Source organism: Bradyrhizobium sp. LTSP849, from assembly GCF_000938255.1.
Lineage (GTDB): Bacteria > Pseudomonadota > Alphaproteobacteria > Rhizobiales > Xanthobacteraceae > Bradyrhizobium.
This window is the reverse complement of sequence record NZ_JYMR01000004.1, coordinates 150,643-163,737: the sequence shown is the minus strand read 5'-3', so window position 1 is coordinate 163,737 and position 13,095 is coordinate 150,643. Positions and strand designations below refer to the sequence as shown.

At 63.1% G+C, this 13,095-nt stretch carries 11 protein-coding genes; 1 reads left to right on the top strand and 10 read right to left on the bottom strand.

What is annotated here, in order from left to right:
* Positions 1 to 5: 5 nt before the first annotated feature.
* Positions 6 to 1,046 carry a branched-chain amino acid ABC transporter permease gene (locus UB31_RS03075; RefSeq protein ID WP_045009764.1) on the bottom strand — a complete coding sequence of 347 codons (1,041 nt, stop codon included), beginning with the start codon at positions 1,044 to 1,046 and terminating at the stop codon, positions 6 to 8.
* A 177-nt stretch (positions 1,047 to 1,223) separates the two neighbouring features.
* Here UB31_RS03075 and UB31_RS03070 point away from each other — a divergent pair, with 177 nt between their 5' ends.
* Positions 1,224 to 1,733: a MarR family winged helix-turn-helix transcriptional regulator gene (locus tag UB31_RS03070; RefSeq protein ID WP_045002460.1), complete on the top strand. Its 510-nt coding sequence runs from the start codon at positions 1,224 to 1,226 to the stop codon at positions 1,731 to 1,733.
* A gap of 21 nt (positions 1,734 to 1,754) precedes the next feature.
* On the opposite strand, the gene UB31_RS03065 is transcribed toward UB31_RS03070, so the two are convergent.
* From UB31_RS03065 to UB31_RS03025, 9 genes are all read right to left on the bottom strand, one after another.
* Positions 1,755 to 3,851 (bottom strand): putative bifunctional diguanylate cyclase/phosphodiesterase, encoded by a 2,097-nt coding sequence (locus tag UB31_RS03065; RefSeq protein ID WP_045009763.1) that lies wholly within the window; start codon positions 3,849 to 3,851, stop codon positions 1,755 to 1,757.
* Positions 3,852 to 4,100: 249 nt separating this feature from the next.
* Positions 4,101 to 5,384, bottom strand: coding sequence for a glycerate kinase type-2 family protein (locus UB31_RS03060; RefSeq protein ID WP_045009975.1), 1,284 nt, complete (start codon positions 5,382 to 5,384; stop codon positions 4,101 to 4,103).
* 192 nt (positions 5,385 to 5,576) lie between these two features.
* The gene (locus tag UB31_RS03055; protein WP_045009762.1) at positions 5,577 to 6,806 is read right to left on the bottom strand and encodes an ABC transporter substrate-binding protein; all 1,230 of its coding nucleotides are present in this window, start codon (positions 6,804 to 6,806) and stop codon (positions 5,577 to 5,579) included.
* Between the two features lie 237 nt (positions 6,807 to 7,043).
* Positions 7,044 to 8,270: an ABC transporter substrate-binding protein gene (locus UB31_RS03050; RefSeq protein ID WP_045009761.1), complete on the bottom strand. Its 1,227-nt coding sequence runs from the start codon at positions 8,268 to 8,270 to the stop codon at positions 7,044 to 7,046.
* A gap of 120 nt (positions 8,271 to 8,390) precedes the next feature.
* Positions 8,391 to 9,620: an ABC transporter substrate-binding protein gene (locus tag UB31_RS03045; RefSeq protein WP_045009760.1), complete on the bottom strand. Its 1,230-nt coding sequence runs from the start codon at positions 9,618 to 9,620 to the stop codon at positions 8,391 to 8,393.
* Positions 9,621 to 9,646: 26 nt separating this feature from the next.
* Positions 9,647 to 10,666, bottom strand: coding sequence for a branched-chain amino acid ABC transporter permease (locus UB31_RS03040; protein WP_045009759.1), 1,020 nt, complete (start codon positions 10,664 to 10,666; stop codon positions 9,647 to 9,649).
* A 2-nt stretch (positions 10,667 to 10,668) separates the two neighbouring features.
* Complete coding sequence (locus UB31_RS03035; protein WP_045002466.1) at positions 10,669 to 11,547, bottom strand: branched-chain amino acid ABC transporter permease; 879 nt, start codon at positions 11,545 to 11,547, stop codon at positions 10,669 to 10,671.
* A gap of 12 nt (positions 11,548 to 11,559) precedes the next feature.
* Positions 11,560 to 12,273 carry an ABC transporter ATP-binding protein gene (locus UB31_RS03030; protein ID WP_045009758.1) on the bottom strand — a complete coding sequence of 238 codons (714 nt, stop codon included), beginning with the start codon at positions 12,271 to 12,273 and terminating at the stop codon, positions 11,560 to 11,562.
* On the bottom strand, positions 12,270 to 13,067 hold the full coding sequence (locus UB31_RS03025) for an ABC transporter ATP-binding protein (protein WP_045009757.1): 798 nt from the start codon (positions 13,065 to 13,067) through the stop codon (positions 12,270 to 12,272). Before UB31_RS03025 ends, UB31_RS03030 begins: the two co-directional genes overlap by 4 nt.
* Positions 13,068 to 13,095: the final 28 nt, after the last annotated feature.

The window sequence follows — 13,095 nt, the reverse complement described above, 5'->3', positions numbered from 1 at the left end:
TGGCCTCAGTCCTTCTCTTCCTCGACCGCGGGCGCGGCGAGCGAGCGCAGCAGCAGCACGGGGATCAAGAGCATGAAAACGATCACCTCCTTGTAGTTGGAGGCATAGAAGGACGAGAACGCCTCGACGATGCCGACAACGAGCGCTGCGACGGCGGTCAAGGGGTAGCTGACGAGCCCGCCGATGATCGCGGCGACAAAGCCCTTCAGGCCGATCAGGAAGCCCGAGTCATAGTAGAGCGTCGTGATCGGTACGATCATGATCCCGGACAGCGCGCCGATGACGGACGCCAGCAGGAAAGCGATCTGTCCCGACAGGGTGGTGCGGATGCCGGCAAGCCGCGCGCCAAGCCGGTTGACGGCGGTGGCGCGCAGCGCCTTGCCATAGAGCGTCAGCCCGAAGAACAGCCACAGACCGACGATGAAGGCGATGGTGATGCCGTAGACGGTGAGGCTCTGGCCGGTGAAGCGCAGCGAGCCCGCGGTGAACGCGCCGGACAGCACCGCCGGTCCGCGCTGGCCCTCGGCGCCGAAGAACAGCAGGCCCAGTCCCTGGAGCGCGAGATGGACGCCGACCGAGGCGATCAGCAGCACCAGCACCGAGGTGTGGGCCAGCGGCTGGAACGCAATCCGATACAGAAACAGGCCGATCATCGCGACGATCAGCAGCGACAGCGCGATGCAGACCGCGACCGGCGGCTTCTGGCCAGCGAAATAGAGGGTCACCGCCAGCACGATGGCCGGCAGCACGATGTTGGCGAGGACGCTGCGCAGGATCAGCCGGCCGTGCAGCGCCTTGCGGGCCACGAACAGGTCGAACGCGAAGGCGACGATGCCCATGGCCAGTGCAAGCTTGGCCGTGCCCGGCATCTGGCCCGAGGCCAGCGAGGCATAGGTCAGCGCGCCATAGGTGACGAACTCGCCCTGGGGGATCAGGATGACGCGGGTGACGGCAAACACCAGCACCAGCGCCAGGCCGAGCAGCGCATAGATCGCGCCATTGGTAATGCCGTCCTGCAACAGGAACAGCATGATGGTGGTGTTCAAGACCGGACGCTCCCCCTCAAAGATTAAGGACCGGTCCCCAGATTGTGGTGGATGGTCCGCTCACAGCCATTGAAATACGCTGACGATATTTGATATAGTCCATAACAATTATCAAATATAACTTCAAGGGTGGTGAGCGACCCGTCCCGAATTTAGCGGGATTACGAGCACGAGGCGATGACCGTTTCAAAAACCGCTGAAAAACCCGCGGACGCGACCAAGGGCCGCAAGGATGCGCCCGAGGGCCTGCCCGAAGCCCTCCAGCTCGGCGAGCTCTCTGAGCAGCTTGGCTATGTGCTGAAACGGGCACAGCTCAAGGTGTTCGAGAACTTCCTGCGTTGCATGGCCTCGCTCCAGCTTACGCCGGCGCAATTCTCGGTGCTGCTGCTGGTCGAGAAGAACCCCGGCCGTAACCAGACCGAGGTCGCTTCCACGCTCGGCATCCTACGCCCGAATTTCGTGGCCCTGCTCGACAATCTCGAAAGCCGTGACCTCTGCGCCCGGATCCGCTCCACCAACGACCGCCGCTCGCACATCCTGGTGCTGACCGACAAGGGCAAGGCCGTGCTGGCCCGCGCCAAGAAGCTCGTGGCGACCAAGCACGAGGCGCGGCTGAAAGAGCTGCTCGGGCAGGCCAACCGCGAAGCCCTGCTCGAGATGCTGTCGAAGATCGCCAACGAGTTTTAAACCGCTCTGCGCGGCAGGAAATCAGGCCGCGGCGAACCGGTCGCGCAGCGCGGGTGCCCCGAGGGAGAGGAAGCGGCGCTCGATTTCGGCCGCGGGCAAAGGACGGCTGAACAGATAGCCCTGCATTTCGGTGCACCCCTCCGCGGCGATCCGCTCGAACTGCTCGCGCGTTTCGACGCCCTCGGCTGTCGCCGTCATACCCATCCCGTTCGCGAGTGTGGCAATCGCCCGCACGATGTTGAGCGACCCGGCATCGGTCGCGATGTCGCGCACGAAGGAACGGTCGATCTTGATCTTGTCGAACGGGAAGCATTGCAGGTAGGTCAGCGACGAATAGCCGGTGCCGAAATCGTCCATGGCGATCCGCACCCCGAGCGCACGCAGCTGGTGCAGTATGGCGAGCGTCCCCTCCTTGTCCTGCAACAGGACGCTCTCCGTAATCTCGATCTCCAGCCGGCTTGCTTCCAGCCCGGCAGATGCGAGCGCGCCGACGATCACCTCGGCGAGGCCGGCGTAACGGAACTGCGCCGCAGAGATGTTGACGGCGACATGGAGGTGCTTTGGCCACCGGCTCGCGGTCCTGCAGGCCTGCCGAATGACCCATTCGCCGACCGGTACGATGAGGCCGATTTCCTCCGCGAGCGGAATGAAGTCGTTGGGCGCGATCAGCCCGCGCTGCGGATGCTGCCAGCGGATCAGGGCCTCGAAGCCGCTGATCTCGCCGCTCTCTGTCTTGACCAGCGGCTGGTAGTGAAGCTCGAATTCGCCGCCAGCGAGGGCCTTGCGCAGGTCGAGCTCCAATGCGCGGCGGCTTTGCACCTCTTCGTCCATGGCCGGTTCGAACAAGCGGTACGTGCCCCTGCCGTCGCTCTTCGCCCTGTAGAGCGCAAGGTCCGCATTGCGTAGCAATTGCTCCGGTGTCGTGCCGTCGGCCGGCGCAATGGCGATGCCGATGCTCGCGCCTGCGATCGTCTGCCCCTCGTCGATCTCGAACGGCGCAGCCATCTGTTCGATGATGCGTTGCGCAAGCCTGCCCGCCTCGCCTCCGTCGCCAATCGGAGCTTGCAATACGACGAACTCGTCGCCGCCCATCCGGGCGATCGTGTCGCTCGGACGGACGAGGCGGCGCAGGCGCTCGCTGACGCCTCTGAGAAGGGCATCGCCGGCATGATGGCCGAGCGTGTCGTTCACCGATTTGAACTTGTCGAGATCGATATGATGCACGGCGAACGTCTGGTTTGACGCGAACGCCTGCGCGAGCCGCTGGTTGAGCAAGGTGCGATTGGCAAGGTCGGTCAGCGCATCGTGATGCGCCATATGCGCGATCTTCAGCTCGGCCCGGCGTTGCTCGGTGATGTCTTCGTGGGTCGCCACCCAGCCAAGATCCGGCATCGGTCGATGGCGGACCTTGAAGGTGCGTCCGTTGCGCATCTCCATGATGCTGTCGATGGGCTCGGCCGAGCCGACGACGCCGGTTCGCCACTTCATGAATTCGTCCCGCGTCATCGCGGGCACGCTGCCGGCTTCGAAGCGCATGTCGACGATTTCCGACAGCGGTGTACCGGGACGGACGCGCTCGGGCGGCAGTCCGTACATGTCGATGAAGTCCTTGTTGCACACGATCAGCCGGTGACTGGCGTCGAAGAAGCACAGCCCGTGCGACATGTTGTTGATCGCGATGTCGAACTGCATGTTGCGTTGCTGCAACCGCGCGCTGAGCTCCTCGCGTTCGGTGATGTCCTCGTGTGTAGCCATGCCGCCGCCACCCGGTAGCGGGTGGGCGGCATAGGCGATGATCCGCCCGTCCGCGAATTCCTGGATGGTTCGTTCGCTCACGAACGCGCCCTCGGTCCGGGCGCGGATATAGGCATCGGCCTCGCCGCGGATCTCCAGGCCCAGCGCGAGACGATGCTGGATCAGATCACTGACCGGCGTGCCCGGCCGCACCTGCTCCGGCGAAAGGCGGTAAATGTCCATGTAGCGCTGGTTGCAGTAGACGACCTCGCGCCTCTGGTTGAAAAGGATGATGCCGAGCCAGAGGTTGTTGACGGCCTGCTCGAGCAGCCCGCCAAGGACGAGCGGGTCGATCTCGCTGACCTGCCTGTCACGATCGTCCATAAATCCTTGCCCTCCCTCAAGCGCGGCACCATTAAAACAGAATCCGGTGAATCGTCTCCATGATCTGCCTCGTGCGCAGGCAGCTTCCCAAAATTGCAACGAATTTCACGTTAAGAAATCTCGCGTCATCCGGGCCGGACTCGGCTTGCGTACACTTTGCGTTAAGCATACGGGGGCGAGGGCCCCAGGTTCGATAGGCGAGGCGCGTTTCGCGCTCCGGTCCCAACGCGCCGCGGGGCGCTGGTCGTCTCAGTCGACCAGGATCACCCTGATATCGTTGACGTTCGTCAGCGTCGGTCCGGGCATCAGCAAATCGCCGGTGGCCTCGAAGAACGTCGTCGCATCGTTGTTGTCCAGATAGACCTGCGGCTGAAGCGCAAGCGCCTTCATCTTCGCGAACGTCGCCGCGTCGATCAGCGCGCCGGCGGGGTCGGTGGGATGGCCGGCGCCGCCATCGGCGCCGTCGGTGTCGCCGGCAAGCGCCGAGATGCCAGCCGTGTCCTTCAAGAGGTCCGCGAGTGCCAGCGCGTATTCCTGGTTCGGGCCGCCGCGGCCATTGCCGCGCACGGTGACCGTGAGCTCGCCGCCGGAGAGGATCGCGATGCGCTTTCCTTGCGCGCGCGCCTGGAGCGCGCGTTTGGCGTGATCGGCGGCGACCTCGCGCGCTTCGCCTTCGAGATCGGCGCCGAGATCGATGGTTTCGTAGCCCGCGTCTTTTGCAAGCTTCACCGCGGCGTCGAGCGATTGCTTCGGCCGCGCGATCAGTTCGAAATGCGCGCGTGCAAAGGCAACGTCACCCGGCTTGCAGCTTTCGTTGGCGGGATTGTCGAGCGCGCGGCGCACGGCCTCATCGATGTCCAGCTTGTACTTCGCCACGATGGCGCGCGCGTCCGCAAGCGTGGTCGGATCGGGCACCGTGGGGCCGGACGCGATCGCGGAAGGATCGTCATGCGGCACGTCGGAGATCGCGAGCGTCACGATCTCGGCGGCATTCTTGCCGGCGCGCGCCAGCCGGCCGCCCTTGATGCGCGAGAGATGTTTCCTGACAATGTTCATCTCGCCGATCGGCGCACCGGAGCGCAGCAGCGCCTTGTTAACTGCCTGCTTCTGCGCAAAACTGATGCCGTCCACCGGCGCGATCCAGTTCGCCGAACCTCCGCCGGTGAGCAGCACCAGGAGCAGATCGTCGGGCCCGGCCTGCGCTGCAAGCTCAAGCGTGTCGGCCGCGCCCTTGAGGCCAGCCTCATCCGGCACGGGATGGCCGGCCTCGACCGCGCGAATGCGGCGCGTCGGCACGCCGTAGCCGTGGCGGGTGGTGGCGATGCCGACCAGCCGCTCCGGCGGGAGTTTTAGCGTGTCGAGATAGTATCGCTCGGCGGCCGCGGCCATCGCGCCTGCGCCCTTGCCGGCGGCGAGACAGATCACGCGGCCCTTCGGAGCAGGCCGCAGATGCGGCGCCAGTATCGTGCTGGGATGGGCGGCGGCAACGGCGGCGTCGTAGAGCGCGCGGAGCAGGGGACGTCGGTCGGTCATGACGATGGCCTTCAACACACAGAAGAGACTGGCGGCAAGCGCGCCGCTCACCTGCCTACCGCATCAGGCGCCAAAGCGTAAGCGGGCTTTACCATCATTCGATTGTGCAATCGCGTGATCATAATCGGCGCGCAAGCAAAAGCCCCCTGCGAAGATCTCGCAGGGGGCGTTTTGTCGTCGTGTTTTGCAGGCCTAGCCGCCGACGTCGGCGCTGATCACGTCGCCGAACAGATCCCACTTCTCGCCCTTGAACCGCTCGAGCTGGAGCTGGCTGATCGGCGCAAAGTCGGTCGGGGAGGTGTTGATCTGGATACCCGGCAGCAGCACCTCGGTGCGGAAGTTCTTCAGGCTGGCGGCCTGCCTCATGACGTTCTCGTGCGTGAGATCGTCGCCGCACTGCTTCAGGATCTGGACCAGAGTCTGCGCCACGCCGTAGCCGACGATGGTGCCATGGTCGAGCTTGTCGCCTTCAGGGAAGTATTTGGTCATGAAGGTGAGGAAGTCCTTCATGCCGGGATCGTTGACCCACTGCGGATCCGAGACGTCCTTCAGATAGTCGGCGGAGATGATGTCCTGCGCATTCTCGAAGCCTGCGGGCTTGAGCACGCTGCCGACCGAGCCCGAGACGTTGTTGAGGAAGTGCAGCGGCTTCCAGCCGACCTCGGCGACCTTCTTGATCGCTTGGGCTGCGAATTTCGGCGTCGTGATGTTCATGAAGACATCGGCGCCGGTCGACTTCAGCCTGACGATGTGGCTGTCGATGGTCGGCTCCGACGTCTCGTAGCTCTCCTCCATCACAATCATCGAAGCGGCCTTGGTCCCTAAGCCGTCCTTCAGGCCCTTGAGATAGTCCTTGCCATAATCGTCGTTCTGGAACAGCACGGCGATCTTGGCGTCCGGCTTGTTCTTGAGGAGCCATTTCGCATAGATCTGCGTTTCGCTCTGGTAGGAAGGCTGCCAGCCCATGGTCCAGGGAAAGTTCTGCGGATCGTTCCATTTGGTGGCGCCGGTCGCGACCAGGATCTGCGGCACTTTCTTCGAGTTCATGTATTTCTGGATCGCGGAGTTCGACGGCGTGCCGAGCGAGTTGAAGATGAACAACACCTCGTCGCTCTCGACCAGCTTGCGGGCCTGCTCCACGGCCTTCGGCGGCGAATAGGCATCGTCGTAGGAGACGAAGTTGATCTTGCGGCCGTTGATGCCGCCTTCCTCGTTGATCTTCTTGAAATAGGCGGCTTCGGTCCGCCCGATGATGCCGTAGGCGGAGGCCGGTCCGCTGTAGGGCATGATGTTGCCGACCTTGATCTCGGTGTCGGTCGCGCCGGTATCGTATTTCTTCTGGGCGGATGCAGTGGAGGTCGAGGCTGCAATGAGCGCGAGCGCCAGTGACGCGACCGCAAGTTTGCCGGTGACAGCGGGCATTCCTATCTCCCTATTTTTGGTGTGTGCGTTCCTTTTTTGTCTCGATTGTTTTTGGCCGACGCGGCCGCAATTCAATACGATTAGGCAGGTCGCTTCAACAGAAAGCCCCTGCGACGGCGTCGCAGGGGCTGCTTCTTTAGTAGTCAGGACCGCCCGAGATCGTCGTCTGCGACTGCTGGAAGGTCGAACTATCTTGGATTTCTTCTCGATATTCGAGCTATTTTGAGTTGCGCGCCCCTAATGGCTCAGTTCGCTCGAGATGATGTCGCCAAACAGCTCCCAGGTCCGGCCCTTGAACCGCATCATCTTGAGCTGCTCGATCGGAGCGAAATTGTCCGGCGCGGTGTTGATCTTGATCCCGGGCAGCAGCGTATCGGGCGCGAAATCCTTCAGGCTGGCCGCCTGTTTCATGATGTTGTCGCGGGTGAGGTCGTCGCCGCACATTTGCAGCACCTTCACCATCGTCTGCGCGGCGGCATAGCCGAACACCACGCCGGCATCGAGCTTGTTGGCCTTTGGGGCATATTGCGCGAGGAAGTTATAGAACTTCTTCATGCCATCATCGGCGTTCCATTGCGGGTCGGAGCCGTCCTTGGTGTAGCTCGCCGACAGGATGCCTTGCGAGATTTCGTAGCCCGCCGGCTCGATCACGCCGCCGACCGAGGCCGAGACGTTGGAGATGATGTGCATGGGATGCCAGTTGATCTCGGCCGCCTTCTTGATCGCTTGCGCCGCGAATTTCGGCGTGGTGATGCTGATGAAGACGTCGGCGCCCGCGGCTTTCAGCTTCACGACGTGCTCGTCGACCGCAGGCTCCGACGTGTCGTAGCTCTCTTCCAGCACGATCATCGAGGCCTTGGCGCCGAGGCCGTCCCGCAAGCCTTTCAGATAGTCCTTGCCGAAATCGTCGTTCTGGTAGAGCACGCCGATCTTCGCGTCCGGCTTCTCCTTCATGATGTACTTGGCGTAGATTTTCGCCTCGCTCGCGTAGTTCGGCTGCCAGCCCATGGTCCAGGGATATTGCTTCGGATCGTTCCACTTTGAGGCGCCGCTCGCCACGAACAGTTGCGGCACCTTTTTCTCGTTCATGTATTTGCGGATCGCGCCGTTGGTGGAGGTGCCGAGCGATCCGAAGATCAGGAGCACGCCGTCGCTCTCGACCAGCTTGCGGGCCTGCTCCACCGTCTTCGGCGGCGAATAGGCGTCGTCATAGGAGATGAACTTGACCTTGCGGCCGTTGATGCCACCCTCGGCGTTGACCTTGTTGAAATAGGCGTCCTCGGTCTGGCCGATCACGGCGTAGGCGGAAGCCGGGCCGCTATAGGGCATGATGTTGCCGATTCTGATCTCGGTATCGGTCGCGCCGCTGTCGTATTTCTTCTGCGCCAGTGCCGGGTTGCTTGTCGCAGTGCACAAAGCGAATGCGGCCAGAAGGGTCGCAATCTGAAAACGAACACCAGTCATTGTTCTCCTGCCCCGAGCTGGATCGGCGCCGCATTGAACAAGATTGACGCACGACGTCAACAAAAAGCCCCCGCGATCGCGCGCGGGGGCTTTTCGACCTTGGACTATAACGTCAGCCCATTATTCCGGAGCGACGTCGCCGTTCAGGATCTCGCCGAACTGTTCCCATTTCTCGCCCTTGAAGCGCTGCATCTGGAGCTGGCTGATCGGGGCGAAGTCGCTCGGACCGGTGTTGATCTTGACGCCGGGCAGCAGCGTGTCCGGCGTGAAGTCCTTCAGGCTCGCCGCCTGCTTCATCAGATTGGCGCGGGTGAGATCGTCGCCGCACTGCTCGAGCGCCTTGGCCAGCGTCTGCGCGGCACCGTAGCCGTAGACGACACTGGAATCGGTCTTGTCGGCGCCGGGCATGTACTTGTCGAGGAACTCCACCCACTTCTTCATGGCCGGATCGTCGGTCCAGCGCGGATCGGCGCCGTCCTTGGCATAGGCCGCCGACAGCACTCCCTGAGCGGCCTCGAAGCCCGCCGGCTTCATCACGCTGCCGACCGAGGCCGACACGTTGGTGATGATCTGGAGCGGCTTCCAGCCGAGCTCGGCGGTCTTCTTGATGGTCTGGGCGCCGAACTTCGGCGTCGTGTAGATCAAGAGCACGTCGGGATTGGCGGCCTTGATCTTGACGATGTGGCCGTCGATCGACGGCTCGGACACCTCATAACTCTCCTCCATGATGATCATGGATGAGGCCTTGGCGCCAAAACCATCCTTGGTGCCCTTGAGGTAGTCTTTGCCGAAATCGTCGTTCTGGTAGAGGATCGCGACCTTGGCGTCCGGCTTCTCCTTGATCAGCCATTTCGCGTAGATCTGCGCTTCGCTCTGGTAGGAGGGCTGCCAGCCCATGGTCCAGGGGAAGGCCTTCGGGTCGTTCCACTTGGTGGCGCCGGTGGCGACGAACAGCTGCGGGATCTTCTTGGAGTTGAGGTATTTCTGGATCGCGCTGTTCGAGGGCGTGCCGAGCGGGTTGAACACGGCGAGCACCTCGTCGCTCTCGACCAGCTTGCGGACCTGCTCGACCGCCTTCGGCGGCGAATAGCCGTCGTCATAGGTGACGTAGACGATCTTGCGTCCGTTGATGCCGCCCTTGTCGTTGATCATCTTGAAATAGGCTTCTTCGGTCTTGCCGATGATGCCATAGGCCGACGCCGGACCGCTGTACGGCATGATGTTGCCGATCTTGATCTCGGTATCGGACGCGCCGGTGTCGTATGTCTTCTGAGCGAGTGCTGCGCCGGAGGTGAGGGTCGCGACCGCCGTTACAAGTGCGGTGGTTCGCAGTATTCTTCCAAGAAACAATTTGGTCTCCTTGTTTATAAGAGGTTTCAGTTCTTTCTGAGCTTTCCGGCGAGTTGCTGGCCCAGGATTGCGATTTGCCTTGCGCCATGCGGCACGAGGTAGATGACGGCGAACAGGAGCACGCCGAACACGGCGCCGGAGAGGCCCTTCGAGATGCCCTCCGCGATGTTCGGCACGAAGATGATGAAGGCGGCGCCGACGATCGAGCCGGGCAGCCAGCCCACGCCGCCGACGACCATGCCGAGGAACAGCTGGATCGCGAGCGTGATGGTGAAGCTGTCGGGTGCGACGAACTGCACCGCGATCGCGCTCAGGCCGCCGGCGATGCCGGTGATGGCGGCGGAGACGCCGAAGGCGAGCGTCTTGTAGAGTGCGACGTTGACGCCCATGGCGGAGGCCGCGATCTCGTTGTCGCGGATCGCCATGAAGGCGCGGCCCGAGCGGGAGCGCAGCAGGTTGACCGAGAAGATGTAGATCGCGATCACGACGACGAGCGTGAAGTAGTAGAGCCACATGTCCTGCGACATCGGCAGCCCGAACGGTGCGTCCGGCTTGGTGACGACGAGGCCCTGCACGCCGCCGGTCCACTTCTCGAGGAAGTTCAGCTTCAGCAGCTGCGGCATGGCGGTGGCGAGCGCGAAGGTCGCAAGCGCGAGGTATACGCCGGACAGCCGTAGCGCCGGCTGGCCGAACAGGAAGCCCGCGCCGAAGCAGACCACGGCCGCGACCGGCAGGCAGAGGAAATAGGGGACGTTGAACTGCTCCATCATCACCGCGGTGACGTAGGCGCCGATGCCGTAGAACGCGCTCTGGCCGAGCGAGAACTGGCCCGAGCCGCCGGTCAGGATGTTCAGCGCCAGCACGGCGAGACCCAGATACAGCAACTGGGTGAGCTGGAAGATGACGAAGTTCTTCGCAAACAGCGGAACGGCGATGAGAAGCAGCAGCACCAGCAGCGAGGTGCCTGTGCCCAGCGTCATGGCCCGCTTCGGAACCGCCTCGACCGCCTCGTGGCCTTCGGCGACGACTTCTTCTGCTGCGCTCATGATCAAACTCGCTTGACGATGTGCCGGCCGAACAGACCAGCGGGTTTGACGACCAGGACGGAGATGATCAGCGCGAGCGCGATCGGAAGTTTCAGCTCATTGCCGACGCCGGGGATGTAGGTGCCGGCGAGGTTCTCGAAGATGCCGACCAGGAAGCCGCCGACCACGGCGCCGAACGGGCTCGTCAACCCGCCGAGCACCGCGGCGGCAAAGCCGTAGATCAGCACGCCGCCCATCATGTTGGGCTCGAGGAACACGACAGGCGCAATCAGCATGCCGGCGATGGCGCCGATGGCGGACGCCATGCCCCAGCCGAGTGCGATCATCCAGCTCGTATTGATACCGACCAGGCGGGCCGATTCAGGCACCGAGGCGGCCGCCCGCATGGCGAGACCGATCCGCGTGTACTGGAAGAAGAAATAGAGCGCGATCAGCAGCAGCACGGTGACGCCGATCATGCCGGCCTGGTGGGTCGAGATCAGCTGGCTGCCGAGGAACGGCGAGGAGCCGAACGGGGTCGGATATTGCTTGATGGTGAAGTCCCAGATCAGGCCGGCCGAGGAGTTGATGATCGCATAGAGCGCGATGAAGCCGGCGACATTGGTCAGCACCGGTGCCTTGGCGAGCGGCTTGAACAGGATGCGCTCGATCGCGATGCCGCCGACAAAGGAGAGCGCCAGCGCGATGATGAAGGCGCCCCAATAGGGGATGCCCCATTGCATCAACTGCCAGGAGATGAAGGTCGAGAACATCGCCATCTCGCCCTGCGCGAAGTTGAGATGGTCGATCGCCTGGTAGATCATGACGACAGCCAGCGCCATGCAGGCATAGATCGCGCCCGTAGCGATGCCGGCCAGCACTTGGTTGGTGAAAAGCTCCATCGTGCCGGCTCCTCAGTAACCCAGATAGGATTTGCGGATTTCTTCGTTGTTCGCGATGTCCTTGGCATTGCCCGACATCACGATACGGCCGGTCTCGATCACATAGGCCTGGTCGGCGAGCTCGAGTGCGAGCTGGGCGTTCTGCTCGACCACCAGGATCGACACCTTGTCCTCGCGATTGATCTTGCCGAGGATGCCGAACAGGTCGCGCACGACGAGTGGCGCGAGGCCAAAGGAGGGCTCGTCCAGCAGCATCAGGCGCGGCCGCAGCATCAGCGCACGCGCAACCGCGAGCATCTGCTGTTCGCCGCCGGAGAGCGTGCCGGCCTGCTGGGTGTGCCGCTGCTTCAAAACCGGGAAATGCGCGTACATGCGCTCGATGTCGGAGACGATACCGGCATTGTCCTTGCGGGTGATGGCACCGAGCTGGAGATTTTCCTCCACCGTCATCGTGGTGAAGGTGCCGCGGCCCTGCGGCACATGGGCGATGCCGAACCGCACGATGCTTTCGGTGGAGCGGTTGTTCAGCGGCTTGCCGTCGAACTCGATGCCGCCGGTGGAGCGCACCATGTTGCAGATCGCGCGCAGCGTCGTGGTCTTGCCGGCGCCGTTGGCCCCGAGCAGCGTCGTCAGCGAGCCTTCGTTGAGCGAGAAGGACAGGCCATGGAGCGCCTGGACCTGGCCGTAATAGGCGCGCAGGTCCTTGACGTTGAGCAGCGTCGTCATTGGTCCTTGCTCCCGAGATAGGCCTTGATGACGTCGGGGTCGACCTGCACCTGGGCCGGCGTGCCTTCCGCGAGCTTCTTGCCGAAATTAAGCGCGACGACGTGGTCGGCGATCGACATCACGAGGCCCATGTGGTGCTCGACCAGAAGCACGGTCATGTTGCGCTCGTCGCGGATGCGGCGGATGAGGTCGCCGAGCACATAGACTTCCTCATGGTTGAGGCCGCCGGCGGGCTCGTCGAGCAACAGGATCTTCGGGTCGGCCGCGAGCGCACGTGCCAATTCGACGCGCTTCTGCGTGCCGAAGGGCAGCCCGGACACGACGTTGTGTGCGACCTCCTCGAGTTTGAGATAGCCGAGGATCTCATGCACCTTTTTGTTGACGCTGGCCTCGCTGCGCCGGACCCAGGCGAGCCTGAGGGAGTCGCTGATGATGTCGCTGGAGGTCTTCGAATGGGCGCCGACCCGCACGTTGTCCATCACCGAGAGGTTCGGAAACAGCGCCACGTTCTGGAAAGTACGGCCGATGCCGATCTCGGCGATCCGGTGCGGAGACCGTTTCAAAATGCTCGTGCCCTCCATCAGGATATCGCCGGAGGACGGCTGGTAGAGCCGGGAGAGGCAGTTGAAGAGCGTGGTCTTGCCGGCGCCGTTGGGGCCGATCAAACCGAGGATCTGGCCCTTGTGCATGTCAAACGACACACCGTTGAGCGCAACAATGCCGCCGAACACGACGCTGACGTCGCGAACCGCGAGCAGAGGCGATGTCCCCTGCGCGAGCTGTGCCTGCGTCATCTCGTCTCGCCCACACCGTTTTGTGGGC